Origin of the sequence: Variovorax sp. WS11 (assembly GCF_010499245.1) — a bacterium.
GTDB lineage: Bacteria > Pseudomonadota > Gammaproteobacteria > Burkholderiales > Burkholderiaceae_C > Variovorax.
Genome location: NZ_JAAGOW010000001.1, coordinates 2,371,531 through 2,397,628, shown reverse-complemented (window position 1 = coordinate 2,397,628; position 26,098 = coordinate 2,371,531). Strand labels below are relative to the sequence as shown.

Here is a 26,098-nt window from a genome sequence, read left to right as displayed (position 1 = left end):
CCCCTTCGTCGGCGCCGGCTTCGATGGGTGGTGTCAGCGCCAGATATGTACAATAACACGTACACATTCCGGGCACTGAAACATGGACGCCATCACCTATTCCTCCGCGCGCGCCAATCTGGCCAAGACGATGAACCGCGTTTGCAACGACCACGAGGCGCTCATCATCACGCGCAGCGGGGAGCAGTCGGTCGTGATGCTGTCGTTGGAAGATTACAAGTCGCTGGAGGAGACGGCCTACTTGCTCAGGAGCCCCGCCAACGCCAGGCGCCTGCTGGCCGCAATGGAGGCGCTCGAATCTGGCAAGGGCAAGGTTCGAAAGCTCGCCAAGTGAAGCTGGTCTTTGCTGAGCAGGCGTGGGAAGACTATGTCTATTGGCAGCAGCAGGACAAGCGCATGGTCAAGCGAATCAACGAGTTGATCGACAACACGATGCGCGAACCCTTCACGGGCATCGGAAAGCCCGAGCCGCTGAAACACGCTCTGAGCGGCTACTGGTCCCGGCGGATCACGGACGAGCACCGGATGGTCTACAAGCCCGAGAGGGAAGGGCTTCTCATAGCTCAGCTGCGCTATCACTACTGACTTGAGCAAGTCAGGGGCACTTCGGCCTCACTCGACGCGCAAGCCGGCCTGGCTCCCTTCCCTCTCGGGGGAGGGCCGGGGTGGAGCCCCGGACCTTCGAAGTGCGCGCAAGCCGTGCACATTCCCGCACGACATCTCCGACGCGCTTTCAGGTTTGCAGCTCAGCACGCCCTATCGCCGAGCGCCGTAGCGTTTCCGCCAAGCCTTGGCCGTCATTCGCCCGACAGCCGCTTCATAGCGTGTCGAAGAGAATTCCGTCTCGGTAGTGGCCGCCTTGTGAAGCAACTCCGCGAGCACATTGCCGATGGCATGCAGTGCATCGTGCCGTGAAAGGCCTTCGCTCTGCAGGCGGACCATCGCGCGGACGACGTAGAGGCATCCCTCGGCGATCTGGTTTTCCACGATGGCGTGGAAGCACGCGTGGACCCTGGCGTTGGGAAGCCTGATGCGCGCGGCACGGTGATGCGTTTCCGCCAGCGCGATTCGCTCGTCCTCGTCGAGTTCGAGCCATTCCCGAGGGTCGGGTGCAAGCTCAGGGTCATAGACCTTCACGATCGGCCTCCGTGGGGTTCCGCGTTCAACACGTCGGCATTCTTGCCTGACACGCGATCGTAGCCAAAGCGTCAAGCGCCCGTCACAGGACCAGCGCAGACTCTGGTTGTCTAGACGACTTCGAAGCCGACGATGGAAACAGCCCTGCGCATCCGCCAGCTCAACAAGCATTTCGCCAGCGGCAGGCATGCCCTGCGCAACATCGACCTCGACGTGTGCCGGGGCGAGATGGTCGCGCTCATCGGCGCCTCCGGCTCCGGCAAGTCCACCTTGCTGCGCCATGTGGCCGGCCTCGTGGCGGCCGACGGCGAGAGCGATTCGCTGGTCGAGATCGACGGCAAGCGCGTGCAGCAGCGCGGCCGCATCGACCGCGACATCCGCCGGGTGCGGGCGGAGATCGGCTTCGTGTTCCAGCAGTTCAACCTGGTGGCGCGGCTGCCGGTGCTGGTGAATGTGCTGGTGGGCTCGCTGCACCGCATGCCCTGGTGGCGCAGCTGGACGCGCGCCTTCACCCGCGAGGAACGCACGCAGGCGCTCGAGGCGCTCGCCCGCGTGGGCATCGCCGACTGCCAGGCGCAGCGCGCCTCCACCCTTTCGGGCGGGCAGCAGCAGCGCGCCGCCATCGCGCGCACCCTGGTGCAGGGCGCGAAGGTGGTGCTGGCCGACGAGCCCATCGCCTCGCTGGACCCGGAGTCCTCGCGCAAGGTGATGGAGATCCTGGCGCGCATCAACCGCGAGGACCGCTGCACGGTGATCGTCTCGCTGCACCAGGTCGACATCGCGATGAAGTACTGCCCGCGGGTCGTAGCCCTCAAGCAGGGCGAGATCGTCTACGACGGGCCCTCGTCGGCGCTCACTGCGCCGCTGCTGCGCGAGCTCTACGGCGTGCAGGCCGACGAGCTGCTGGCCCCGCCTTCGGGCGAGGCGCAAGTGCATGTGCTGCCGCAGCCGGCGCTGGTGCCGCTGGCGGCCGCGGCCTGAGTTCCTCTCTCTTTTCTCCTTCTCTTCTTTTAACCTGGAGTCACTCCATGATCAAGAAACTGTGTGCGGCCCTGGCGCTGGGCGTCGGCATGACGGCCGCGCCCGCGCAGGACATCAACTTCGGCATCATCTCCACCGAAGCGACCCAGAACCTCAAGCAGGACTGGCAACCGCTGATCGACGACATGAGCCGCCAGACCGGCCTCAAGGTCACGGCCTTCTTCGCGCCCGACTACGCCGGCATCATCGAAGGCATGCGCTTCAACAAGGTGCAGCTCGGCTGGTTCGGCAACAAGTCGGCGATGGAGGCGGTGGACCGCGCCGGCGGCGAGGTGTTCGCGCAGATGGTGAATGCCGACGGCACCCAGGGCTACTACTCGCACCTGATCGTGCACAAGGACAGCCCGCTCAACACGCTCGACGACGTCATCAAGAACGGCAAGTCGCTGAGCTTCGGCAACGGCGACCCGAACTCCACCTCGGGCTTCCTGGTGCCCAGCTACTACGCCTTCGCGCAGAACAAGGTGGACGCCAAGTCGCTGTTCAAGGTCATCCGCAGCGCCAACCACGAGACCAACGCGCTGGCGGTGGCCAACAAGCAGGTGGACGTGGCGACCAACAACAGCGAGAACATGGAAAAGATCAAGGAGCGCGCGCCCGAGAAGTTCAAGGAGATCAAGATCGTCTGGACTTCGCCGCTGATCCCGCTGGACCCGCTGGTCATGCGCAAGGACCTGCCCGAGGCCACCAAGACGAAGCTCAGGAACTTCTTCTACAACTACGCCAAGACCGACGCGCGCGAGAAAGAGATCGTCATGAAGATCTCCAAGCTCTCGGGCTTCAAGGAATCCAGCGACAAGCAGCTGACCCCGATCCGCCAGCTCGACCTGTTCGGGCAGCGCAACAAGGTCGAGGCAGACAACGCGATCGCCGACGCCGACAAGAAGACCCGCCTTGCCGACATCGACAAGAAGCTCGCTGCCCTGAACTGACGACGATGCAGGCGGCGCTCACGCCGCCTGCCTTCCCGCACCCATGCACTCGACGGTCTTGACCTCCCATCCGCCGCTGCCGGCCGCGCCGGCCCCGAAGCGCAGCCTGGCCTGGCAGCTCTCCTGGGCCCTGCTGCTGTTGCTGCTGGCCGCCTCCTGGAAGGGCGCCGACATGCGGCCCTTCGAGTTGCTGCGCGACTCCGGCAACATGGCCACTTACGCAGCCGAGTTCTTCCCGCCGGACTTCACCGACTGGCGCATGTATGCCCAGGAGATGGTGATCACGCTGCAGATCGCGCTGTGGGGCACGGCGCTGGCGGTGGTGTCGGCCGTGCCGATGGCGCTGCTGGCATCCGCCAACATCGTGCCCTGGTGGATCTACCAGCCCATGCGCCGGCTGATGGACGCTTGCCGCGCCATCAACGAGATGGTGTTCGCGATGCTCTTCGTGGTGGCCGTGGGCCTCGGCCCCTTCGCGGGCGTGCTGGCGCTGTGGGTGCACACCACCGGCGTGCTGGCCAAGCTCTTCGCCGAAGCGGTAGAGGCCATCGACCCGCAGCCGGTGGAGGGCATCCGCTCCACCGGCGCCAGCGCGCTGCACGAGATCGTCTACGGCGTGATCCCGCAGGTGATGCCGCTGTGGATCTCCTATGCGCTCTACCGCTTCGAATCCAACGTGCGCTCGGCCTCGGTGGTCGGCATGGTGGGTGCCGGCGGCATCGGCGTGGTGCTGTGGGAGATCATCCGTGGCTTCAAGTACGACCAGACCTGCGCCGTGATGATCATCATCGTGGTGAGCGTGAGCTTGATCGACCTGGTCTCCGCGCGCATCCGCAAGCTGCTCGTTTGAAGGCATTCATGGCCCTGAACCTGGAAGAGATCGCGCGCCTGCTCGAAGCCAAGGGCCAGCGCCAGTACGGCCGCGAGGCCGTGAGCCAGCTGGCGCATGCGTTGCAGTGTGCACAGCTTGCCGAGGAAGCCGGCGAAACGCCCGAGACCATCGTGGCCGCCCTGCTGCACGACCTGGGCCATCTGCTCGCACCGGAGCGCACCGACGAGACCCCAGACGCGCAGCAGCAGCGCGACGACCTGCACCAGTACATCGCGCTGCCCTTCCTGCGCGGCCTGTTCGCGCCGGCGGTGCTGGAGCCGATGCGCCTGCACGTGGACGCCAAGCGCTACCTGTGCGCGGCCGATTCCGGCTACTGGGACACGCTCTCCCCCGCCTCGAAGCGCAGCCTCGAGCTGCAGGGCGGCATCTACACCGACGAGGAGGCGCAGCGCTTCCTGGCGCAGCCCTTCGCGGCCGAGGCCGTGCGGCTGCGGCGCTACGACGATGCGGCCAAGGTGCCGGGCCAGCGCACGCCTGCGCTGGACCACTTCATGGAAATCGCCCACTCGCTGACCGGAGCCTGAGCACCGCGTTTTTCCTCTTTGCAGGATCGAGCAATCTTGCGCCACGATTCGGCATGCGGCGCAAGCGCATCGGGGCGGATACTTCCCAGCCCTCAGCAAGGAGTCCCACTCATGCGTTTCAAGAAATTCGGCCGCACCGGCCTCTTCGTTTCGGAACTGTGCCTCGGCACCATGACCTTCGGCGGCGAAAGCGGCATCTGGAGCCAGATCGGCAACCTGGAGCAGCGCCAGGTCGATGAGCTGGTCGGCCGCGCGATCGATGCCGGCATCAACTTCATCGACACCGCGAACGTGTATGCCGAGGGCCGCTCGGAAATCATGACCGGGCAGGCACTCAAGAACCTGAAGATCCCGCGCGAGAACGTGGTGGTCGCCACGAAGGTGCTGGGCGAGATGGGCCCGGGGCCCAATGCGCGCGGTGCCTCGCGCCATCACATCCTGCATTCGGTGCATGCGAGCCTGAAGCGGCTGCAACTGGAGCACGTCGATCTCTACCAGATCCACGGCTTCGACCCGGCCACGCCCATCGAGGAGACGCTGCGCGCACTCGACACGCTGGTGCAGCAGGGCCTGGTGCGCTACGTGGGCGTGTCGAACTGGGCGGCCTGGCAGATCGCGAAAGCGCTGGGCATCTCCGAGCGCCTGGGCCTTGCGCGCTTCGAATCGCTGCAGGCCTACTACACGATCGCCGGCCGCGACCTGGAGCGCGAGCTGGTGCCGATGCTGCAGAGCGAGCAGGTGGGCTTGATGGTGTGGAGCCCCTTGGCGGGCGGCCTCTTGAGCGGCAAGTACGGCCGCAGCACCCAGGCCGAGCAGGGCAGCCGCCGCACCACCTTCGACTTCCCGCCGGTGCAGCTCGATCGCGCCTGGGACACCATCGACACGATGCGCGCCATCGCCGAGGCGAAGAAGGTCTCGGTCGCGCAGGTCGCTCTGGCCTGGCTGCTGCACCAGCCGGTGGTCACCAGCGTGATCGTCGGCGCCAAGCGCGTGGACCAGCTGGACGACAACATCGCGGCGACGGCGGTGAGGCTGAGCGGCGAGGAGCTGGCGCAGCTGGACAAGGTGAGCGCACTGCCTTCCGAATACCCGGGCTGGATGCTGGAGCGGCAGGGCGGGGCCAGGCGGAAGCAGCTGGCGCAGTAATCGCGCGGGACCCGTCGCCGCAATGGCTGTGCGGCGACGGGCCATCCAGCCGCCCTCACGCTGGCCTCGGCAAACTCACTTCCGTGGCCGCCATGGCGGTGCGGGCTTGAAGCGCTCCTGCAGGAACGACAGGAACAGCTTCACCCTGGCGGACATCCCTGCGCGTTGCGCCACGAGCGCTACCACATCGGCGGGCGGCAAGCTCCAGTCGTCCAGCACGCGAACCAGTTGCCCGCAGGCCAGGCTCTCCGCGACGTCCCACTCCGAGCGCATGATCAGGCCCTTGCCCTTGAGCGCCCACTGCCGCGCGACGTCGCCATCATTGCTGCTCAGGGTCGGCGCCACCCGCACCGCGACTTCATTGCGCTTCTTCCTGAAGTGCCACAGCGTGACGTCTTCCTGGTTCTCCCGCAGCACGATGCAGTCGTGCGCGGCCAGCTCGTCCGGCGTGCGCGGGGCAGGGCTGCGGGCGAGGTAGTCGGGCGCGGCGCAGACGAAGCGCGCATTGGGCGCGATGGGATAGGCGACCATGCTCGAGTTCGCGAGGCTGCCGATGTGCACGATCAGGTCGAAGCGATTCGCGTCGGCCGCCGACACCACGTCGCTGAGCGTCAGGGAAACCTTCAGACGGGGGTGCAGCGTATGAAAGTCGGCGATGGCCGCAGCCAGGTGATGCCGGCCGAAGCCCAGGGGGCCGCAAACGTCCAGCGTCCCCGCGACCTCGCCCGAGCGTGCACGCAGGTTGTCGATCAATCCGTCCAGCTCGGCGAGAAGATTCACGGCCCCGGCGTGGAAGAGCTCGCCCTCTTCGGTGAGGCTGAAGCGGCGCGTGCTGCGGTGGACCAGGTGCAGCCCCAGGCGGTCTTCCAGTTGGCGCAGCCGCTGCGACACGGACGAGGCCGTCACGTCCATGCGCCGGGCTGCTTCCGCGAGGGAGCCGCTTTCGGTGATGACGACGAAGAAGCGGAGGTCGGTGACGTCGTGTGACATCCGCGAATGCTAGGGCTTGTCGACCGGCCCTAATAGTCCACGCTGCTGCCGAGTCCCCGCTGCCTGGCCGTGCGGACGGCAAGCTCGGCCACGGCCAGGTCCTGCAGCGCCACGCCCGTTCCGTCGAAGAGGGTGATCTCGTCGGCCGTGCGGCGCCCGTCGCATGCACCTTCGATGACGGCGCCGATGCTGCCGCGAAAGCTCTGCGCGGTGATCAGGCCGGCGTCGTAGGCATGCTGGCATTCGCCGATGCGGACCGCCTGTTCGGCCTCGTCGACGAACAGGGCCGCTGCCGCCACCAGGGCCGGATCCAGCTCCTGCTTGCCGCGGGTGTCGGCGCCCATCGCGTTGATGTGGGTGCCGGGGCGCACCCAGGATCTCTGGACCAGGGCCTTCTGCGAGGGCGTCGCAGTGATCAGGATGTCGGCGTGGGCGGCCACGGTCTCGACCTGGGTCTCCGGCACGAATTCCAGGTCGAGCTGCTGCACGAGGCGGCCGAAGGCAGCAAGGTTTTCAGGGGAGGGATCCCACGCATGCACCTGGCGGATGGCACGCACGGCCAGCGTCGCACGCAGCTGGTGGTGCGACTGAACGCCCGCGCCGACGATGCCGAGCACGGTGCTGTCGGGGCGCGACAAGTGCCGGGTGGCGATCGCGCTGGCGGCGCCGGTGCGCACGCCGGTCAGGTAGTTCGCGCTGACGAGTGCCGAAGCGCGGCCCGTGTCCGGGTCGAAGAGCAAGGTCGACGACTGGTGGTTGCCCAGGTTCCGGTCCGCGTTGTGCGGCCAGTAGCCGCCCGCCTTGAGGCCGAGCAGGGGGGCGCTGGTGTCGCAGCCGGCCTTGACGCCGTAGACGGCATCGCGGCAACCCACCCCCTCGCGCACCACCGGGTAGTTGCGCGCCTCCTGGCGCGCCATCGCGGCGAAGCATCGCTCGACCGCCGCGATGGCGTCCTCGACGCTCACCAACGCGCGGGCCACCTGTTCCGAAATGATCAGCATCGCGTCTTTCTGTGTGGGGCAGCTTTCACCAGCCGCTGATGCGCGGCCAGGTCGCTTCGATCTCGTGGCCCGGGCCGAGCACCTTGTAGTGGTCGTACTGCGCCGCGGTGGGGCAGGCATGGTTGGGCAGGATGCGCACTTGCGCACCGACCGGCAGCTGCAGTGCGCCTTCGATCTTGCCGCTGCGGTGCGCCATGATCCCGTGCTCCTGGTTGGCGCCCACGAGGATCAGGTCCTCCAGCGGCCGCCCGTCGAGGTCGCAAACCAGCCCGTAGCCCTGGTCCACCGGCTGCCTCGCCGTGCCGCGGTCGCGCGACATCGCCATCCATCCGGCGTCCAGGATCGTCCAGCCCTTTTCGCGCTGGTGACCGATCACCGTGGCCAGCACCGACAGGGCGATGTCGTCCACGCCGCAGACATTCAAGCCTGCCATGAAGAGATCGAAGAACACGAATACGCCGGCGCGCACTTCGGTGATGCCTTCGAGCCGCTCGGCGAAGAGCGCGGTCGGCGTCGAGCCGACGCTGACCACGGGGCAGGCGATGCCGGCAGCACGCAGACGCTGCGCCGCATGCACGGCCGCCGCGCGCTCCTGCTCGGCCATCGCGCAGATCGCGTCGGTGGATGTGCAGTCGTAGGAGCTTCCGGCGTGCGTGAGGATGCCCTGCACCGGGATGCCGGCGGCTTCGAGGAACTGCGCGATCGAGAGCAGCTCGCCGGAATCGGGATTCACGCCCGAGCGGTGGCCGTCCGAGTCCACCTCGATGAGCAGCTCGAAATGCCGTTGCGCCTCATGCGCGCACTGGGCCAGCACCCGTGCCGCCTCCATGCTGTCGAGAATCAGCGTGAGCCGCACTCCCTGGTCCTGCAGCCTCATCACGTGATCCAGCTTGTTCGGCGCGATGCACACGGCATAGAGGATGTCCTTGACGCCATGCGCCGCAAAGTAATCGGCCTCGCGCAGCGTCGACACCGTGATCGGTCCCTCCGGCGTCTCCATCATCCGGCGCGTCACGTCCATCGACTTGTTGGTCTTCACGTGCGGGCGCAGCGTCACGCCCAGGCGCCGCGCCTGGTTGCGCATGCGCTCGATGTTGCGATCCATGCGCGCCGGGTCGAGCAGCAGCGCGGGTGTCTCCAGTTGTTCGAGAACCTGTTTCGTCATGTCAGTTCATTGCCTTGTTCGTTTCCCGCGCGAGCACGCGTCCGGGCCGCGCACCGGTCGGGCGGCCGCCTTGCCAGACGACCGCGCCGTTGACGATCACCGCATCGATGCCGCGGGCCGGGGCGATCGGCGTTTCGTAGGTGGCCGCTTCGTCCACGGTGTCGGCGTCGAACAGGGTCAGGTCGGCGTACGCGCCTTCCTTCAGCACGCCGCGGTCCTTGAGGCCGAAGTTCTTCGCCGTGAGGCCGGTCATCTTGTAGACGGCCGTCTCCAGCGGGAACAGCCTGAGCAGCCGGCCGTAGTGGCCCAGCACCCGCGGGAAGCTGCCCCACAGGCGCGGATGCGGCGAGGCGTCGTGCGGCAGGCCGTCGGAGCCGATCATGGTGTGGTCGAATTTCAGGATGCGCTGCACGTCGTTCTCGTCGAGCCGGAAGTAGATGCCGCCAGCGGGGCTGAGCCGGCGGATCGCTTCTTCCTCGCCGACGCCCATCTCCTTCGCGATGGCATCGAGATCCCGGCCCGCATGCTCGGGCATGGGTTTGGACCAGCTTACGATCACGCGCGACGAAGTCGCCGCGCGGTCGGCCGAGAGGATGGTCGAGCCGGCCGTGTACGGGTAGCAGTCCAGGCAGATCGGCTGCTTCGCCATGTTCTTCTCGACGAAGGCCAGCGCTTCCTCCGAACGGCCGTGGTTCGCCGGCCCGACCACCTTCATGTGCGAGATCACCACCTGCACGCCGACCTCGCGGCCGACGCGGAAGGTCTCTTCCAGCGAGTCGATCACGCGGTCCGCCTCGTCGCGCATGTGGGTGCAGTACACGCCGCCGAAGTCCTTGAGGGGGCGGCAGGTCTCGATCACCTCCTCGGTCGGGGCTGCGACCGAGGGCTCGTAGAAGAGCCCCGTGGAGACGCCGATGGCGCCGGCTTCGAGCGCCTCCTGCACCAGGGCGCGCATGCGGACGATCTGTTCCTCCGTGGCCGGCAGGCCCAGGTCGTCCAGCGTCGCGACGCGCAAGGTGGTGTGGCCCACGAGCAGCGCGCAGTTGGTCGCCGCGGGCTTGGCGCGCAGTGCCTCGATGTACGAGGCGAAGGTGGGGAAGGAGAACCAGCCGCCTTCCTCGTCGAGCAGGTTCAATGGCGGCGTGACCGGTTGGGTGATTCCGCCCGGCATCGGGGCCAGCGAGATCCCGCAGTTGCCCGCGATGACGGTGGTGATGCCCTGGCTGACCTTGGGCGCCATGTCGGGATTGGAGAGCATGAGGCGGTCGTCGTGCGTGTGCGCATCGATGAAACCGGGCGCCGCGATGCGGCCGCCCTGGTCGATCTCGACCTGGCCGTGCATCGCCGACAGATCGCCGATGCGCGCGATGCGCTCGCCGCGAATGCCGATGTCGCCCGCGAAGCGCGGCGCGCCGCTGCCGTCGACGATGCTGGCGTTGCGGATCAGTAGGTCGAATTTTTCCTGCATGGGGTGTCTCGGGTTGAAAGGGATCACAGCAGCGCGCCGCGCGCGGCGATCGGCCAGAGGGCCTCGACCCGCTCGCCGCGCACGCAGACCAGTTCGTCGTAGAGGTTGACGGTCGGGTCGCAATGGCCGGGCACCAGCATCAGCGGGTCGCCCAGCGTGAGCGCCGCGGCATCGGGGGTGGCCAGTACGCCATGCTCGTCGGAGGCTTTCACATAGCGCAGGTCGGGTCGCTGCCACACGATGGGCAGGCCCGAATCCACGCTGGATGCCTTGAGGCCGGCATCGACCACCGCTCGCTCGGGCGTGGCGCGGCTCATGACCGTGGTGCGAACGAACAGCGCATGCTCGAAGGCGACGTCGTTCTCGCCACGCTGGTTGTCGCCGTAGTCGCGGTCCATGAACACATAGGAGCCGGCCTGGATCTCGTTGAAGACGCCGGAGTCGCGCTCGTGCAGGAAGGTGCCGGTGCCCGCGCCGGTCACACGCTCGACGGGCAAGCCGCTGGCCTCGATGGCCTCGCGGGTCGTGCGTGCGGCTTGCGCGGCCCCGGCAATGGCGGCCGCGCGCTCCTGGGGCGAGCGCATGTGCTGGGCCGGGCCGTGATAGCAGTGCAGGCCCATGAAGCGCAGCGGCGTGCTGGCGGCAACCTGGCGCGCGAGGCGCACCGCCTCCTCGCCGGGGGCGACGCCGCAGCGGTTGGCGCCGACGTTGACCTCCACATAGACATCCAGCGTGACCGCATGCGCCTGCGCCGCGGCGGCGAGCGCCTGCACCTGCAGCGGGTGATCGACCAGCACGCCGATGCGCGCCCTGCGGCCCAGGGCCGCGAGATGGCGCAGCTTGGCGTCGCCCACCACCTGGTTGGTGACCAGGACGTCCTCGATGCCGGCCTCCACGAACACCGCCGCCTCGCTGACCTTCTGGCAGCAGATGCCGACGGCGCCCAGTGCCACCTGGCGCCGCGCGATCTCCGGGGTCTTGTGGCACTTGGCATGGGCGCGCAGCCGCACCTTGCTGCCGCGCAGCGCCTCGGCCATGCGCATCAGGTTGCGCTCGAAGGCGTCGAGGTCGAGCACCAGCGCCGGCGTGTCGATGGCGACCAGAGGGTCGCCGGGCCTTGCGGCTTTCCAGGGGAGCATGGGGACAGCCTCGCGTTCAATCGATCTTCGCGCCCGATTCCTTGACGATCCTGGCCCACTTGGCCGTCTCGCGGCGCGAGAGATCGAGGAACTGCTCGGGCGTGCTGGGGTCGGTCTCGGCGCCCAGCACCTTGAAGCGCTCGCGCAACGCCGGGTTGGCCAGCGCGGTGCGGATCTCGGCATTGAGGCGGGTGACGACGTCGTTGGGCATGTGGGCCGGCCCGACGATGCCGCCCCAGGCGGTCACCTCGAAGCCCGGCACGCCGGCCTCGGCGATGGTGGGAATGTCCGGGTAGGTGGACGAGCGCTTGCTCGATGAAATTCCCAGCGCCCGCACGCGGCCCGACTGCGCCTGCGGTCCCGACACCGGCGTGTTGATCATCATGAGCTGGACGCCGCCGCCGATCAGGTCGGTCATGGCCGCGGTCGCGGCCTTGTAGGGGACATGCAGCATGCTGGTGCCGGTCACGGACTTGAAGAGCTCCACCCCGAGATGGGCGGTGGTGCCGTTGCCGTCCGAGGCGAAGGCCAGCTTGTCCGGGTTCTTCTTTGCGTAGGCGATCAGCTCGGGGACACTCTTGACCGGCAAGTCGTTGTTGACGACCAGCAGATTGGACAGTCGCAAGGTGTTGGCGATCAGCGTCAGATCCTTCTCCACGTCGTACGGCACGTTGCTCAGCAGCGAGCGGTTGGTGGCCAGCGAGACGACGTTGCCATAGGCCAGCGTGTAGCCGTCGGGCGCAGAGCGCACCAGGTCCATCGTCCCGATCGTGTAGGAGCCGCCGGGCTTGTTGTCGATCACGATGGGCACGCCCATCTGCTGCGACAGTTGCGTGCCCAGTGCGCGCATCAGCGCGTCGGGTGCGCCGCCCGCGGCCGACGGCACGATCAGGCGGATCGGCTTGTCGGGATAGGCTGCGAGCGCCGGCAGCGAGAGGGCCGACAGCGTGGCGAGGACAAGGGCAGGCAGCAGGGAGCGCAGACGCATGGCAGTAACCTCCGGCAATGTGGAACGACGGGCCGGAAAGCACGGCCTGAGGCGAGTGTCAGGTCACGCATTCAAAAAATAAACTACCTGAAACTACATCTATCCTTCATTTTTTCTTACGAAGAGAACGCCATCGCCTCGGCCTCCTTCACGATCCAGTCCTCGAAGGCGCGCACCCGCTCGGGCAGCGGCGCCTGGTCGCGCCAGGCCAGGTAATAGGCGCCCTCCGTCCGCACCTTCAGCGCGAAGGGCGCGACCAGCCGGCCCGCGGCCAGGTCGTCGCGCACGAAGGCGTCGAGCGCGACCATCACGCCCAGCTGGTCGGCCGCGGCCTGGTAGGCCAGCGCGGCGTTCTCGAATCGGAGGCCGCTGTTGCCGTCGATCTGCGGCGCGCCGGCCTCGGCCAGCCAGGCCGGCCAGTCCTTGGGCCGGTTCATCGAGCACAGCAGCACGTGCCGCGCGAGGTCGGCCGGCTTGCGAAGCTGCGGGCCCCGCTCCAGCAGGCCCGGCGCGCACACCGGCAGCAGCGTCTCCCCGAACAGGCGCCGCAAGCCCGGGCCAGCGGGCGGCTGGGGCTCGGAATGGATGCTCACGTCCACCTCCTCGCGCGCGAAATCGGCGCGCTCGTGCGAGGTGGTGATCTGCACGTCGATGCGCGGGTGCAGCGCATGGAAGCGCGCCAGCCGCGGCACCAGCCAGCGGATCGCGAAGGTGGGCGGCAGCTTGATGCGCAGGCGCCGCTCGTCGGGGCCGGCCTGCAGCTGGCGCGTGCCGTAGTCGATCTGGTCCAGCGCCGCGCGCGCGGTGTCGAAGTAGCGCTGCCCCGCGGGCGTGAGCGCGATGCCGTGCCGGCCGCGCTCGAACAGCGCGAGGCCGAGCCAGCCTTCCAGCGTGGCGATGTGGCGGCTGACCGCGCCCTGCGTCACGCACAGCTCCTGCGCCGCGCGCGTGAAGTTGCCGCAGCGGGCCGCGGCTTCGAAGGCGCGCAGGGCGTTGAGGGGTGGAAGACGGCGCGTCATGGTTTGGAGTAGCCATGAGCTTTGCTCATGGGGTGCATGCCTTAATTGTGATTGCCGCAGCGCCGCCGCGTCCATAGCATCGACCCCATTACAAGTCCAGGAGACGAGCCCATGGTGACGATGAAGAAAGCGCATGCCTGCCTGCATGCCGGCCTGGCCGCCGCGCTGCTCGCTCTCGCGGGCGCTGCCGCAGCCGACAGCGTCTATCCCAGCCAGCCGATCAAGCTCATGGTGCCGTGGCCCGCCGGCGGCGGCGTCGACACCACCGCACGCATGATCTCCGAGCCGCTGGCACAGAAGCTGGGCCAGCCGATCGTCATCGACAACCGCGGCGGCGCCGGCGGCAACATCGGCACCGAGCTCGCGGCCCGCGTCAAGCCCGACGGCTACAACCTGCTGATGGGTTCGATCAGCCCGAACGCGGTCAACCTGCATCTCTACACCAAGCTGGGCTTCGACCCGGTGAAGGACTTCGCCCCCATCGTCTACGTCTCGGCCGTGCCGAACATCCTGGTGGTGCCGGCCTCCTCGCCCTACAAGACGGTCAAGGAGCTGATCGACGCGGCCCAGGCTAACCCCGGCAAGCTCAACTACGGCTCGGGCGGCGTCGGCTCCTCGCAGCACCTGGCGGCGGTGCAGTTCATGTCGGCCGCAAAGATCGACATCGTGCACGTGCCCTACAAGGGCACCGCGCCGGCCGAGGCGGACCTCGCGGCGGGCCATATCTCGCTGATGCTGGACACCACGACCTGCCTGCCTTTCGTGGCGAGCGGCCGGATGCGCGCCCTGGCCGTGGCCTCGAAGAAGCGCAACCCGGCGCTGCCGAACGTGCCCACCTTCGACGAGGTCGGGCTGCCCGGCATCTACGCCTCTTCGTGGTATGGCCTCATGGCGCCGGCCGGCACGCCGCGGCCCATCATCGACAAGCTCAACGCCCACGCCAACGAGGTGCTGCAGTCGGCCGACATGAAGCGGCGCATGGCCGAGTTCGGTGCCGAGATCGGCGGCGGCACGCCGGAGGAGTTCGGGCAGTTCATCGTGTCGGAGATCAAGCGTTACGAATCGATCGTGCGGCTCTCGGGCGCCAAGCTGGATTGATGCCGATGCCCGATTCGCTGTCTCCCCGCACCCTGTTCGACAAGATCTGGGCGCAGCACGTCGTGATGCAGCGCGACGACGGCCAGAGCCTGCTCTACGTCGACCGCCACCTGGTGCAGGACGGCTCGGCGCCGGCCTTCCAGATGCTGCGCCAGCGCGGCCTGCCGGTACGCCGGCCCGATTTGGCCTTCGCCACGCCGGACCACTATGTGCCCACGGCCTCGCGCGACCTGGCGCGCATCGCCGATCCGGATAAGCGCGCCATGGCCCAGGCGCTGGCCGACGACTGCGCCGCATCCGGCATTCGCTTCTTCGGGCTGGACGATGCGCGCCAGGGCATCGTGCACGTGGTCGGCCCCGAGCAGGGCCTGAGCCTGCCGGGCATGCTGATCGTCTGCGGCGACAGCCACACCTCCACCCATGGCGCGCTGGGGGCGCTGGCCTTCGGCATCGGTGCCTCGGAAGTGGCGCATGTGCTGGCCACGCAGACCCTGTGGCAGCGCAAGCCGCGCACGCTGCGCGTCAGCGTGGACGGCCGGCTCGGGGACGGCGTAACCGCCAAGGACCTGATACTTGCCATCATCGGCCGCATCGGCGCCGCGGGCGCGACCGGGCATGTCGTCGAGTACGCGGGCGAGGCGATCCGCGCGCTGTCGATGGAAGCGCGCATGACCGTGTGCAACATGTCCATCGAGGCCGGCGCGCGCGCCGGGATGATCGCGCCCGACGACACCACCTTCGCCTGGCTCGCCGGTCGCCCGCAGGCGCCGGCGGGCGCCGACTGGGACGCTGCCCTCGCGCGCTGGCGCCTGCTGCCCGGCGACGAGGGCGCCGCCTTCGACCGCGAGCTGGCGCTGCATGCCGGCGAGATCGCCCCCATGGTCACCTGGGGCACCAGCCCCGAGGACGTGCTACCCATCTCCGGCCGCGTGCCCGATCCGGCCCAGGCCGGCGACGCCGACCGGCGCGCAGCGATGCAGGGCGCCCTCGCCTACATGGGCCTCGCGCCCGGCCAGCGGCTGGAGGACATCGCGGTGCAGCGCGTCTTCATCGGCTCCTGCACCAACGGCCGCATCGAGGACCTGCGCAGCGCCGCCGCGGTGGCACGCGGCCGCCGCGTGGCCGAGGGCGTGGAGGCCTGGGTCGTGCCCGGCTCCGGCCTGGTCAAGCAGCAGGCCGAGGACGAGGGCCTCGATGCCGTGTTCCGTGCCGCCGGCTTCCAGTGGCGGCATGCGGGCTGCTCGATGTGCCTGGGCACCAACGGCGACCAGGTCGCGCCGGGCCAGCGCTGCGCCTCCACCTCCAACCGCAACTTCGTCGGCCGCCAGGGCCCGGGCGCGCGCACCCATCTGATGAGCCCGGCCATGGCCGCCGCGGCCGCGGTGACCGGGCGGCTGACCGACGTGCGCGGCCTGCTGCCGGCGCATTGAGGACGAGCCCCATGCAAGCCTTCACCCAGCTCGATGCCGTGGCCGCGCCGCTGCCCCGCATCAACGTCGACACCGACCAGATCGTGCCGGCGCTCTACCTGCAGAAGCCGCGCGCCGCCGACTTCGGCGCCTTCCTCTTTCGCGACGTGCGGCACGATGCGCAGGGCGCGCGGCGCCCGGACTTCCCGCTCAACGATCCGGCGTATGCGCAGGCCCGCATCCTCGTGGCCGGCCGCAACTTCGGCTGTGGCTCCTCGCGCGAGCATGCCGTGTGGGCGCTGGCCGACGGCGGCTTTCGCGCGGTGGTCGCGCCGAGCTTCGGCGACATCTTCTTCTCCAACGCGCTGAAGAACGGGCTGCTGCCGGTGCGCCTGCCCGAGCCGCGCGTCGAGGCGCTGCTGGCCCTGCTGCAGCGCGAGCCCGGCACGCGCCTTCGCATCGACCTGGCTGCGCAGCGCGTGCATGCGGGCGACGGCGGCTGCGATGCCTTCGAGATCGATCCCTTCGCGCGCCACTGCCTGCTCGAGGGCCTGGACGAGCTGGACTACACGCTCGGCCAGTCCGGGCGCATCGAAGCCTTCGAGCGCGAGCGCGCCTTGTCCTTTTCACCCATTCCATCGGCCTGAAGAAAGAGTTGTCCTCCATGAAGATCGCAGTGTTGCCGGGCGACGGCATCGGTCCCGAAGTCACGGCCGAGGCCGTGCGCGTGTTGAAGGCCGTGCTGGGCTCCGGCCAGGCCGTGGAGCTGGTGGAAGCGCCCATCGGTCAGGCCGGCATCGACAGCGCGGGCGACCCGTTGCCGCAGGCCACGCTCGAGATCGCACGGGCCGCCGACGCCATCCTGTTCGGTTCTGCCGGTATGCCGGGCGACGAGGCCATTCCCTTCGCCGTGCGGCCGGGCGCCAGCCTGCTGCGGCTGCGCCAGGACCTGGGCTTGTTCGCCAACTTCCGGCCGGCCTTTCTTTTTCCCGAGCTGATCGGCGCCTCGACCCTCAAGCCCGAAGTGGTCGAGGGCCTGGACCTGATGATCCTGCGCGAGCTCACCGGCGACGTCTACTTCGGCGAGCCGCGCGGCAGCGGCACGAACGCGCGCGGCGAGCGCGAGGCGTTCAACACGATGCGCTATTCCGAGCCCGAGGTGGAGCGCATCGCGCACGTGGCCTTCCGCACCGCGCGTGCGCGCAAACGCAAGCTGTGCTCCGTCGACAAGGCCAACGTGCTGGAGGTGATGCAGCTGTGGCGCGAGGTGGTGACACGCGTGGGCGCCGAGTATCCGGACGTCGAGCTCACGCATCACTTTGTCGACGCCGCGGCGATGCAGCTGATGCGCGCACCGAAGCAGTTCGACGTGATCGTCACCGGCAACATCTTCGGCGACATCCTCTCGGATGCGGCCGCGATGCTGACCGGCTCGATCGGCATGCTGCCTTCGGCCTCGATGGCCGCCGGCACGAAGGGGCTGTACGAGCCGGTGCACGGCACCGCGCCCGACATCGCGGGCAAGGACCTGGCGAACCCGCTTGCCGCCATCCTCTCGATGGCGATGATGCTGCGCTATTCCTTCGGCCTTGCCGAGCAGGCGGACCGCGTCGAGGCCGCGGTGCGCCGGGTGCTGGCGGAGGGTCTGCGCACGGGCGACATCTTCCAGGGCGGCTGCCGCCGCGTAGGCACGCGCGAGATGGGTGAGGCGGTGGTCGCGGCAGTGCGAGGCTGACCGATGGCTCGGGTCCGCGTGCTGTCGCCGCTTTCGCCCAGCAGTGGCCGGCTTCAGCGCGCCAGCATGGCCTTGAGCTGCACGTACGCCTTCGGGTCCTCCTGCCGCAGCGCCTCGATGTCCTTCTGCAGCCGTTCCAGCCGGGGCAGGCGCGCGTTCTCCTTGATCTGCGCGACCTCCTTCGCCAGCGCCAGGAAGTCCTTGATGCGCCGGTCGTCCTTCGCGCCCGCCGGCAGGCGCTCGACCAGCACCGAGAGCGCGTCCATCAGCCGCCCGATCTGGCGCCCGTAGCTGTGCTGCTGCAGCACGTCACGCTCGATGGCGGGTGCGGAGGAGTTGTTGTAGGTGACGTTGAAGAAGGACCAGCCGCTGTTGATCGGCTGGGTCAGCTCGCTGGGCGCGAGCGAGGGCGGGCTCCAGGCTTGCAGGGGCCAGCCCCACCAGGTGCCTCGGGTTGCTGCCGCGCCGTCGCCATTTGTCGTCGCCATGGGTCCTCCTGCCAGGCACACTTCGCGCCCCGCGCATCGTAGCCCTGCGGCGCCTCGTGCGCCACTTCGCGCGCTCAGCGCACGAAGCGCCCTTCCGGCGTCACCCGAACCATCTCGATGAAGCGTGACCCGGTCCCGTTGCCGGCCGTGAAGTCGATGTCCATGCCGGCCAGCCGGAGCTTGAAGGCGCGCAGCGCCGCATGCAGGCGCGCGCGCGTCAGGTCGCGGCCCGTGCGCTTGAGCGCCTCGATCATCACCAGCCCGTTCAGGTAGCCCTCGAAGCTGCCGTAGCCCACCGGCACCTGCGCGCGCTCCGCCAGGCGGCGGTAGTCGCGCGCCACGGTCTCCACCTCGCCCCAGGGATAGGGCATGACCTGCGAGATGGCCAGGCCGCTTGCCTGCAGTTGCACCACCTTGGCCGTGACCTCGCCCGGCACGATCGACATGCCATAGAACATCGGCTTGCTGCCGGCGGCGTACGTGGCCTTGATCACCTCGCCGGCCACGGTGCCGGCCAGGTACATCAGCACGGCCTGGGGCTGGCTGTCCGCCAGCGTCTTGCCGGCCTCGGCGGCGTTCGAGCCGTCGCCCTTGACCGAGATCGCGGCCGCGGGCGTGAGCTTATGGGTGGTCATGGCCGCGCCGATCAGCTTGACCGCCTCGGCGCCGCCGGGGTTGTCGAGGTGGGCGATGGCGATCTTGTTGACGCCGACGGTGGTCAGGTGCTCGACCAGGGCCTGCGCCTCGCGCGCATTGCTGGCGCGCACGAAGTAGGCCGAGCCCGCGACGCGTTCGCGTGCCGAGTCGCCCACCCCGTAGCCGCCCACGCTGGGCGCGCCGCTTTGCTGCAGCAGCTTGGCCGCGGCAGCCGTGGTGCCGGAGCCGACGCAGCCGAAGAAGGCGAACACGCGGTGGTCGTTCAGCAGCTTGGTGTAGTTCTCGACCGCCTTCTCGGGCTTCAGCTCGTCGTCGAGCGCCACCAGCTTGATCTTGCGGCCCCCGATGCCGCCCTGCTCGTTGACGGCGTCGAAGGCGAGTCCGGCGCCGTTGTGGACGACCTTGATCTGCGAGCCGAGGGGTCCGCTCAGGACGGCGGAGCTGCCCAGCACGATCTCGCCGTCGCTCACGCCGTTCTCGGCGGCCCGCACGGACGACAGCGGCACCAGGCCGGCGGCAAATGCCGCGCTGGACGCGACAAAACTTCTGCGTTGCATGAAACGAATCCTCTTCCCGGGTGATGGTTATGGTGGATAAGGATTGGACGTGCGGCGCGAAGCGCGTCCGGTCAGGGTTTACCCAGCCTGCCCCGGGCTTATTTCACGATGCACTGGCGCCCGGGGCGTTGCGTGAGGAAGATCGGCCGGCGCTCAATCGCCACCTGGTGCACTGACCCATGAAAGGAAATGCCATGGATTGCGATGTCCTGATCGTCGGCGCTGGCCCCACCGGCCTCATGCTGGCCAACCAGCTCGCACGCCGCGGCGTGCGCACGCTGATCATCGACCGCCATGCCGGCCCCGCGCGCGAAACGCGGGCCCTGGGCGTGCAGGCGCGCACATTGGAGATCTATTCGAAGCTGGGCGTCGTGGATCGCGCGCTCGCGCTCGGCAAGCGCGGCGACGGCGCCAACATGTGGGCCGAGGGCCGCCGCATGGCGCGTGTGCCGCTGGCAGACGCCGGCGCGCGGCTCACGCCCTATCCCTACATCCTCGTGCTCGGCCAGGACGACAACGAGAAGATCCTGGGCGAGCGGCTGCACGACTTCGGCCTGTCGGTGCAATGGAACACCGAGCTGCTGGCGCTCACGCAGACGCCCGAGCGCGCCGTGGCCACGCTCAAGCAGCCCGACGGCAGCCTGCGCGAGATCGAGGCCGCCTGGGTGGCCGGCTGCGACGGTGCCCGCAGCGCGGTGCGCGAGCAAAGCGGCATCGGCTTCCCCGGCGCGCCCTACGAGCACGTGTTCTTCGTCGCCGACGTGGAAGCGACCGGCAGCATGGTGCCCGACGAGGTCAACGTCTACCTGTGGAAGGACGGCTTCCACCTGCTCTTCCCGATGCGCGGCCAGGACCACTGGCGCATCGTCGGCATCCTGCCGCCCGCGCTGCGCGGCAAGGAGGATGTGCGCTTCGAGGACGTGATCCCCTCGCTGCGCGAGGAGGCGGGCGCGGGCCTGGCCTTCAAGGAGTGCAGCTGGTTCTCCACCTACCGCATCCATCACCGCAGCGCCTCGCACTTTCGCGAGGGCCGCGCCTTCGTGCTCGGCGATGCGGCCCACATCCACAGCCCGGTCGGCGCGCAGGGCATGAACACGGGCCTGCAGGATGCCTACAACCTCGGCTGGAAGCTGGCGCTGGTCACGCAGGGCCGTGCCGATGCGGCGCTGCTGGATTCGTACGAGGCCGAGCGCCTGCCGGTCGCGCGCCGGCTGCTGGACACCACCGACCGCGGCTTCAAGCTGGTGGTGTCGGACAGCTGGTGGGCCGGCCTGCTGCGCACCGAAGTGCTGGCGCGCGTCGGCGCGCTGGCGATGGGCCGGCCGCGCATCCAGCAGACGGCCTTCCGGGTGATCTCGCAGATCGGCATCAACTACCGCGCGAGCGCCCTGTCGGTGTCGCTGGACGACCCGCCCCAGGGCGCGCCGCGCGCGGGCGATCGCTTCCCGTGGATGCGCTTGCGCTTCTCGGCGAACGGGCCGCAGGAGGACCTGTTCGACAAGCTCGACGACCTGCATTTCCATCTGCTCGTGTTGGGGCAGCCCGCGCCGCAGCAGCCCCTGTTGCTTCCTGCCGAGCTCGTTCGCGTCCACGCCTTGCCTTCGGACCCGGACAACGCAGCGGACCTGACACGCCAGAAGCTGCCGATGACTTCGTTCTACCTGCTGCGGCCCGATGGGTATGTGGCGCTGTGCGGCGCGCAGCTCGACCTCGCGGCCCTCGCGCGCCACGCCGCCGGGCCGCTGGGTCTGCTGACTCTCCCCCTTGGATAGGATTGCGAGGGCCGCCCGCGCACGCTAAGGTGTGCCGCCCAATGCCGAAGGACGGTGCACCATGGTCTCTACGCTGACGCGCTGCGTCGCCATCGCCCTGTTCGGGCTGCTCGTGCTGGCGGGCACATGGCGGCCCGCCCAGGCCGGCACCACCAGCGCCTTCACCCTCTCCCCGCAAAGCTACGCCGGCTCGCGCGAGCGGCAATACAAGGTCTACGTGCCGGACGGCATCGCCACCCCGGCGCCGATGGTGATGGCGCTGCACGGCTGCCAGCAGACGCACGACGACGTGCTGCGCGACTGGGGGCTCACGGCCGCGGCCGACCGCTTCGGCTTCGTCCTGGTCGCGCCCTTCATCACCAGCTACGACGGGCTGCGCAACACCAACTGCTGGGGCTTCTGGCTCGACCAGCACCGCCACCAGGGCCGCGGCGAGCCCGAGGACCTGCACCAGATCGCGCGGCAGGTGGAGGCGCGCTTCGGCATCGACCCGCGGCGGCGCTATGTCACCGGGCTGTCCTCGGGCGCGGCGATGGCGGTGGTGCTCTCGGTCACGCACAACGAGTACTTCGCCGCGGCGGCCAGCGCCTCGGGCCTGCCCTATGGCGAGGATGCGGCCTCGGTGTCTTTCTCGGGCTGCCCCGGCAGCGCCACCTTCCACGCGGTGAGCCAGGTGGTGGCCGACATGCGGCGCGAACGCAATGCAAGCTACGCGATCCCGCTGCTGGTGCTGCAGAACAACGTGGACTGCACCGTGATCCAGCCCGCCGGCCGCAACCTGCGCGATGCGCAGCTGCAGCTCAACGGCGATGCCGCGCATGACACGCCGGCCGAGGCACTGGCGCGGCAGCGGCCCTGCACGCCGGTCAACGGGCCGGACTACGCCTGCCAGCAAAGCTTCTACACCGTCGATGCGCAGCCCGGCAGCCGCTCGCTGGTGGAGACCGTGTTCTACAACGGGCCGACCGCCACGCCCGCTCGCGGCGACACCGATCACGGCCACTACTGGATCGGCGGGCAGGCGGGCCGCGACGGCAACTGGCCCCTGCAGCGGGCCGAGCTATCCGGACATCGTGTGGGATTTCTTCTCGCGCCATGTGGCCGATACCGGCGGCCCCGTACGCCGCCGCCTCCACCGCCCCCCGCCGCCGCCCAGTTGCACCAGCGGTGGTCGCCGCGCCGGGCGCATGGAGCGGGCCGCGCGACCTTGGGCGGATTCTTCAACCTGCGCGCGATCAGCACGGGCGACCTGCGCGACATCGGCTTCGCCTGGGACTACTTCTTCACGAGCGTCGCCCTCCACCAGGGCGCGGATGGGCGCTGGTTCGTGCAGCCGCCGGCCGGCTGCGGCTGAACGACGGGCTCAGCCGCGCGCCGCTGCGCCGGCGACGGCTTCCTCGGGCCGCTCTTCGCGCCCGTCCGGATGCCGCGCAAAGCGCGCCGGGCTGCGTCCATGCACCGGCGCGGTGTCGCCCCAGGGCCAGCCGCCGAACTGCGTGCGGCGGTAGTCGGCCATGGCCTGCGCGATCTCGGCCTGCGTGTTCATCACGAAGGGGCCGTACTGCGCCACCGGCTCGCCGATGGGGCGGCCCTGCAGCACCAGGAACTCGCTTTCCTCGTCGCCGTTGATCAGTTCCACCCGCGCTTCCGCGCGCAGTTCGATCGCGGCATGGTGGTCGACCTGCCCCCCCGCCACGCCGACCGAGCGGCCCTTGAAGAAGTACAGCGTGCGCCGCGTGCCCTCGCCCGTCGCGGCCGGCAGCACCCAGCAGGCCTGGGGCTCCATCTTCACGGTCCAGATGGCCAGGTCCGCATCGGGCTGCGCGGCCCAGGAATCGGGCGGCGGCGCCAGCGGACCCCCGGCACCCGGCTCGCCCTCGATCGGCGCGATGCGCCCGGCAATGCTCGCCACCTCGGTCGAGCGGCCGTCGGCGTCCATCGCGGTGAAGCGGGGGATGTCCTCGGCCCAGAACATCGTGAAATGCGGCTGCGCCATCTTGTTGCGCGCCGGCAGGTTGAGCCAGATCTGGAACAGCTCCAGCGGATTGGGCGCGGCCTTGTCGAGCAGCGGGAACATCTCCGCATGCACGATGCCGCGGCCGGCGGTGAGCCATTGCACATCGCCGCCGCCGAAGCGGGCGGTTGCGCCCAGCGAATCGGAATGGTCGATCAGGCCCTTGCGCACCAGGGTCACGGTCTCGAAGCCGCGATGCGGATGACCCGGGAAGCCCGGCACCGTCGTGCCGTGGTACATGCTCCAGCCGTCCTTGCGGCTGAAGTCCTGGCCCAGGTCGCGGCCGGCCAGCGGGGCCTCGGGGCCCATCTGCGCGTTGGCGCGCGGATAGGCGTCGTCGTGGTAGGCGCAGAAGAGGAAGGGGTCGACGGTTTTCCAGGGGAAGCCCAGGGCTTCGATGCGTACGATGGGGCTGGCGGTGCTCATGATGTTTTTCCTGCTTGACAGAGGCTCATTCTGTTCCGATCGATGCGACGGAAAGTGGTTCGCCCCAGATGAGGACGATGCAGCCCGGGTGAAGTGCCGGCCGCAGGACGCTGTCGCCCCGGCAGCGCAACGATCTGCGGGCGCATTGCGCTTCTGTTCGACGAATGGGCGTCGGCAGGGCGGGCCCACAATTCCGGCGCGTACCAGCGCCTCCAGGCCCGACACGGCAGGCAGCGGCGAGAGAGACCGCCGCGATTTCCACGAACAGAACGACATGGACCAGCAGCCACTTCAGCAGAGTTACCCGGACCGCCGCCATGGGGATGGCGGCGTCCCTACCCGCACCATGCGCACCCAACCCTTGGCGCTCGTGCCGGCAGCGGCGTGGCGTCCGGCGCGAAGCCGGCTGACGCGCTTCGCAGTGCCGTTCCTGGCCGTGCTCGCGTATTACGCGCTGGGCATCTGCACCTTCGCGGTGATGGCCGCGGGCAACGTGCCCGGCGGCGGCGACGTGCCGCAGCTGGCCTGGTACGCCACCGAGATCACCAGCCCGATCGCCCTGGCCATTGCGCTGGCGGCCGGGCGCTGGTGGGTCTGACACCCAACCCGGACGGCTTCCCGTTCCGGCCACGGTGCCTTCCTACAGCGCGGAGGCGGGGCCGGGGACTACCTTGCAAGCAAGGAGTCACGCATCATGCCCATCGCCACGCCACCCCCGGATTTCGATCCCACCATCGTGCCGCCATCGCACAAGGAGCCCACGCAAGCCGAGGCCTGGGAGACCGGGATCGCGACGGACCCGCCCATGAAGACCGATGCGCCAGCGGGTGAAGAGAAGCGGCTCACCGACCTCGTCAAGCTCTGGCCCGAGGACCGGGCGAAGGCTTCTTGGCTGCTCAGTCAGGCGGATGTTCCCGGAGAGGGAGCGCCGTGATGGCCGCCATCCTCGCCGTGCGCTATCTGTGGATCCGCTGCGTGCGGACGACGGAGGCGCGGACCCAGTGACAGTGACCGTGCTCGCCATCGGCTGGCGATGCGCGACCACGCGAACTACAGGCGCTCAAGACCAGGGCGGGTCGCCGGCGCGCTAAAGCGGCCATGGCCATCGCGGTATTTGAGGGTACGGCAGTACATCGGCTTTCGGAGAGAGGCGCCAATGGGTAACCGCGAAGGCGCGAAAGTTCCGACTCAGTGATGGTGCCCGTGCTCTCCATGCACATGGCGATGCGCGATTTCCTCCGCCGTCGCGGTGCGCACGCCGGTCACGGTCAGGCTGAACTTGAGCGACTTGCCGGCCAGCGGATGGTTGCCGTCGAGGATCACCTGCGGGCCCTTGATCTTCACGACGTTGAAGACCTGCGGCTGGCCCTGGTCGTCCCGGCCCTCGAGTTGGCCGCCGACCTTGACGCCGGGCGGGAATTCCGCCTTCGAGATGGTGCGCATCAGCGACTCGTCGCGCTGGCCGAAGGCGTCGTCGGGCGCCAGGTGCAGCGTGGCCTGGAAGCCCGTTTCCTTGCCTTCGAGCGCAGCCTCGATCTTGGGGAAAGTGTTGTCGTAGCCGCCATGGAGGTAGACCATGGGGTCGTGGCTTTCGTCGATCAGCTTTTGGGTGGTGGCGTCGGCGACCTTGTAGCGCAGGGTGACGACGGTGTCTTTCTGGATTTTCATGGCGGAGGAGGGCTGGACTGTCGGAAGCGGGATTTTCGGTCAGGTCGGGGGCAGCCTCCTCCGGGCGCTCAGAACTCCTGCGACACCGGGCGCAGCACCACCTCGTTGATGTCGACGTTCGCCGGCTGCTCGACTGCGTAGACCACGGCGCGCGCCACGGAATCCGCCGGGATCTGGTTCGCGTCGTAGAAGGCCTTCACGCCGGCCGCGGCCTCCGCATCGCTGCTGCCGAACTTGAGCTCGGACTCCACCGCGCCCGGCGACACGATGGTCACGCGCACGCCGCTGTTGCCCACCTCCACGCGCAGGCCCTCGGAGATCGCGCGCACCGCATGCTTGGTGGCGCTATACACGGTGCCGATCGGCGTGAACACCTTCAGCCCGGCGATCGAGGCCACGTTGACGATGTGGCCGCTGCCCTGCGCCTGCATGCGCGGCAGCACCGCGGCGATGCCGTAGAGCACGCCCTTGATGTTGACATCGATGGTGCGGTCCCACTCGTCGACCCGGAGCCTGGCCAAGGGCGACAGCGGCATCACGCCCGCGTTGTTGACCAGCACGTCGATGCGGCCGAAGGCCTCGACGGTGGCGGCCGCCAGCTTCTCGAGATCGGCGCGCTTCGCCACGTCGGTGGCGACGGCGATGGCCTCGCCGCCGGCCTCGCGGATCTCGGCGACCAGCTGCTCGAGCCGGTCGGTGCGCCGCGCCGCCAGCACCAGCTTCGCGCCGCGTGCGGCCAGGTGGCGCGCGGTCGATTCGCCGAGCCCGCTGCTCGCGCCGGTGACGATGGCAACCTTGCCGCGGATGTTGTCTTGAACGGATGTCATGGAAG

The 26,098-nt window shown here is 69.0% G+C and carries 28 protein-coding genes; 15 read left to right on the top strand and 13 right to left on the bottom strand.

The window, feature by feature from the left end:
* Positions 1 to 82 precede the first annotated feature (82 nt).
* Together GXN78_RS11775 and GXN78_RS11770 are read left to right on the top strand one after the other, a co-directional pair.
* Entirely contained in the window at positions 83 to 334 is a 252-nt protein-coding gene (locus GXN78_RS11775; protein WP_106556069.1) for a type II toxin-antitoxin system prevent-host-death family antitoxin, read from the top strand.
* Positions 331 to 585: a Txe/YoeB family addiction module toxin gene (locus tag GXN78_RS11770; RefSeq protein ID WP_106556070.1), complete on the top strand. Its 255-nt coding sequence runs from the start codon at positions 331 to 333 to the stop codon at positions 583 to 585. The genes GXN78_RS11775 and GXN78_RS11770 overlap by 4 nt, the downstream gene beginning before the upstream one ends.
* Positions 586 to 756: 171 nt before the next feature.
* On the opposite strand, the gene GXN78_RS11765 is transcribed toward GXN78_RS11770, so the two are convergent.
* On the bottom strand, positions 757 to 1,137 hold the full coding sequence (locus GXN78_RS11765) for a hypothetical protein (protein ID WP_106556071.1): 381 nt from the start codon (positions 1,135 to 1,137) through the stop codon (positions 757 to 759).
* 132 nt (positions 1,138 to 1,269) lie between these two features.
* Between GXN78_RS11765 and phnC the strand changes: the two genes are divergently transcribed.
* The 5 genes from phnC (at position 1,270) to GXN78_RS11740 (ending at position 5,672) form a co-directional block, all read left to right on the top strand.
* Positions 1,270 to 2,118, top strand: a complete 849-nt coding sequence (phnC, locus tag GXN78_RS11760) for a phosphonate ABC transporter ATP-binding protein (RefSeq protein ID WP_106556072.1) — start codon at positions 1,270 to 1,272, stop codon at positions 2,116 to 2,118.
* A gap of 47 nt (positions 2,119 to 2,165) precedes the next feature.
* Positions 2,166 to 3,110 (top strand): phosphonate ABC transporter substrate-binding protein, encoded by a 945-nt coding sequence (gene phnD / locus GXN78_RS11755; protein WP_106556073.1) that lies wholly within the window; start codon positions 2,166 to 2,168, stop codon positions 3,108 to 3,110.
* 43 nt (positions 3,111 to 3,153) lie between these two features.
* Positions 3,154 to 3,960, top strand: coding sequence for a phosphonate ABC transporter, permease protein PhnE (gene phnE / locus GXN78_RS11750; RefSeq protein ID WP_106556074.1), 807 nt, complete (start codon positions 3,154 to 3,156; stop codon positions 3,958 to 3,960).
* Between the two features lie 8 nt (positions 3,961 to 3,968).
* The gene (locus GXN78_RS11745) at positions 3,969 to 4,526 is read left to right on the top strand and encodes a phosphonate degradation HD-domain oxygenase (protein WP_106556075.1); all 558 of its coding nucleotides are present in this window, start codon (positions 3,969 to 3,971) and stop codon (positions 4,524 to 4,526) included.
* Positions 4,527 to 4,637: 111 nt separating this feature from the next.
* Positions 4,638 to 5,672, top strand: a complete 1,035-nt coding sequence (locus GXN78_RS11740; RefSeq protein ID WP_106556076.1) for an aldo/keto reductase — start codon at positions 4,638 to 4,640, stop codon at positions 5,670 to 5,672.
* Between the two features lie 75 nt (positions 5,673 to 5,747).
* Here GXN78_RS11740 and GXN78_RS11735 read toward each other — a convergent pair whose 3' ends face one another.
* The 7 genes from GXN78_RS11735 to gcvA all read right to left on the bottom strand — a co-directional run bounded on the left by GXN78_RS11735 (position 5,748) and on the right by gcvA (position 13,442).
* Positions 5,748 to 6,662 carry a LysR family transcriptional regulator gene (locus GXN78_RS11735; RefSeq protein ID WP_106556077.1) on the bottom strand — a complete coding sequence of 305 codons (915 nt, stop codon included), beginning with the start codon at positions 6,660 to 6,662 and terminating at the stop codon, positions 5,748 to 5,750.
* Between the two features lie 29 nt (positions 6,663 to 6,691).
* Positions 6,692 to 7,663: an ornithine cyclodeaminase family protein gene (locus GXN78_RS11730; RefSeq protein WP_106556078.1), complete on the bottom strand. Its 972-nt coding sequence runs from the start codon at positions 7,661 to 7,663 to the stop codon at positions 6,692 to 6,694.
* Between the two features lie 25 nt (positions 7,664 to 7,688).
* Entirely contained in the window at positions 7,689 to 8,828 is a 1,140-nt protein-coding gene (locus tag GXN78_RS11725) for a DSD1 family PLP-dependent enzyme (protein WP_106556079.1), read from the bottom strand.
* Between the two features lies 1 nt (position 8,829).
* The gene (locus tag GXN78_RS11720; RefSeq protein ID WP_106556080.1) at positions 8,830 to 10,296 is read right to left on the bottom strand and encodes a D-aminoacylase; all 1,467 of its coding nucleotides are present in this window, start codon (positions 10,294 to 10,296) and stop codon (positions 8,830 to 8,832) included.
* Between the two features lie 23 nt (positions 10,297 to 10,319).
* Positions 10,320 to 11,435: a DSD1 family PLP-dependent enzyme gene (locus GXN78_RS11715; RefSeq protein WP_106556081.1), complete on the bottom strand. Its 1,116-nt coding sequence runs from the start codon at positions 11,433 to 11,435 to the stop codon at positions 10,320 to 10,322.
* A 16-nt stretch (positions 11,436 to 11,451) separates the two neighbouring features.
* Positions 11,452 to 12,423: a tripartite tricarboxylate transporter substrate binding protein gene (locus GXN78_RS11710; RefSeq protein WP_106556082.1), complete on the bottom strand. Its 972-nt coding sequence runs from the start codon at positions 12,421 to 12,423 to the stop codon at positions 11,452 to 11,454.
* Between the two features lie 116 nt (positions 12,424 to 12,539).
* Entirely contained in the window at positions 12,540 to 13,442 is a 903-nt protein-coding gene (gene gcvA / locus GXN78_RS11705; protein ID WP_164255425.1) for a transcriptional regulator GcvA, read from the bottom strand.
* A 111-nt stretch (positions 13,443 to 13,553) separates the two neighbouring features.
* Here gcvA and GXN78_RS11700 point away from each other — a divergent pair, with 111 nt between their 5' ends.
* From GXN78_RS11700 to leuB, 4 genes are read left to right on the top strand one after another with little or no spacing between them, the layout of a single operon-like run.
* On the top strand, positions 13,554 to 14,540 hold the full coding sequence (locus GXN78_RS11700) for a tripartite tricarboxylate transporter substrate binding protein (protein ID WP_239142671.1): 987 nt from the start codon (positions 13,554 to 13,556) through the stop codon (positions 14,538 to 14,540).
* Positions 14,541 to 14,545: 5 nt separating this feature from the next.
* Entirely contained in the window at positions 14,546 to 15,970 is a 1,425-nt protein-coding gene (gene leuC / locus GXN78_RS11695; protein WP_164255424.1) for a 3-isopropylmalate dehydratase large subunit, read from the top strand.
* 11 nt (positions 15,971 to 15,981) lie between these two features.
* Positions 15,982 to 16,596 (top strand): 3-isopropylmalate dehydratase small subunit, encoded by a 615-nt coding sequence (leuD, locus tag GXN78_RS11690; protein WP_106556085.1) that lies wholly within the window; start codon positions 15,982 to 15,984, stop codon positions 16,594 to 16,596.
* Between the two features lie 17 nt (positions 16,597 to 16,613).
* Complete coding sequence (gene leuB / locus GXN78_RS11685) at positions 16,614 to 17,684, top strand: 3-isopropylmalate dehydrogenase (RefSeq protein WP_106556086.1); 1,071 nt, start codon at positions 16,614 to 16,616, stop codon at positions 17,682 to 17,684.
* Between the two features lie 53 nt (positions 17,685 to 17,737).
* Here leuB and GXN78_RS11680 read toward each other — a convergent pair whose 3' ends face one another.
* Both GXN78_RS11680 and GXN78_RS11675 read right to left on the bottom strand, forming a co-directional pair.
* Positions 17,738 to 18,172 carry a hypothetical protein gene (locus GXN78_RS11680; RefSeq protein ID WP_106556087.1) on the bottom strand — a complete coding sequence of 145 codons (435 nt, stop codon included), beginning with the start codon at positions 18,170 to 18,172 and terminating at the stop codon, positions 17,738 to 17,740.
* Positions 18,173 to 18,246: 74 nt separating this feature from the next.
* Positions 18,247 to 19,386, bottom strand: coding sequence for an ABC transporter substrate-binding protein (locus GXN78_RS11675; RefSeq protein ID WP_106556088.1), 1,140 nt, complete (start codon positions 19,384 to 19,386; stop codon positions 18,247 to 18,249).
* Between the two features lie 194 nt (positions 19,387 to 19,580).
* Between GXN78_RS11675 and GXN78_RS11670 the strand changes: the two genes are divergently transcribed.
* Together GXN78_RS11670 and GXN78_RS11665 are read left to right on the top strand one after the other, a co-directional pair.
* A complete protein-coding gene (locus GXN78_RS11670; protein ID WP_106556089.1) occupies positions 19,581 to 21,158 on the top strand; it encodes an FAD-dependent oxidoreductase in 1,578 nt (525 codons plus the stop codon).
* A 61-nt stretch (positions 21,159 to 21,219) separates the two neighbouring features.
* Positions 21,220 to 22,512 carry a PHB depolymerase family esterase gene (locus GXN78_RS11665; protein ID WP_204162213.1) on the top strand — a complete coding sequence of 431 codons (1,293 nt, stop codon included), beginning with the start codon at positions 21,220 to 21,222 and terminating at the stop codon, positions 22,510 to 22,512.
* A 9-nt stretch (positions 22,513 to 22,521) separates the two neighbouring features.
* On the opposite strand, the gene GXN78_RS11660 is transcribed toward GXN78_RS11665, so the two are convergent.
* Complete coding sequence (locus tag GXN78_RS11660; RefSeq protein WP_106556091.1) at positions 22,522 to 23,598, bottom strand: pirin family protein; 1,077 nt, start codon at positions 23,596 to 23,598, stop codon at positions 22,522 to 22,524.
* A gap of 346 nt (positions 23,599 to 23,944) precedes the next feature.
* On the opposite strand from GXN78_RS11660, the gene GXN78_RS11655 reads away from it, so the two are divergent.
* Positions 23,945 to 24,196 carry a hypothetical protein gene (locus GXN78_RS11655; RefSeq protein WP_106556092.1) on the top strand — a complete coding sequence of 84 codons (252 nt, stop codon included), beginning with the start codon at positions 23,945 to 23,947 and terminating at the stop codon, positions 24,194 to 24,196.
* A gap of 96 nt (positions 24,197 to 24,292) precedes the next feature.
* Entirely contained in the window at positions 24,293 to 24,532 is a 240-nt protein-coding gene (locus GXN78_RS11650) for a hypothetical protein (protein WP_106556093.1), read from the top strand.
* A gap of 254 nt (positions 24,533 to 24,786) precedes the next feature.
* Here GXN78_RS11650 and GXN78_RS11645 read toward each other — a convergent pair whose 3' ends face one another.
* Both GXN78_RS11645 and GXN78_RS11640 read right to left on the bottom strand, forming a co-directional pair.
* Positions 24,787 to 25,266, bottom strand: coding sequence for a peptidylprolyl isomerase (locus GXN78_RS11645; protein WP_106556094.1), 480 nt, complete (start codon positions 25,264 to 25,266; stop codon positions 24,787 to 24,789).
* A 68-nt stretch (positions 25,267 to 25,334) separates the two neighbouring features.
* Positions 25,335 to 26,093 carry an SDR family oxidoreductase gene (locus GXN78_RS11640; RefSeq protein ID WP_106556095.1) on the bottom strand — a complete coding sequence of 253 codons (759 nt, stop codon included), beginning with the start codon at positions 26,091 to 26,093 and terminating at the stop codon, positions 25,335 to 25,337.
* Positions 26,094 to 26,098 lie beyond the last annotated feature (5 nt).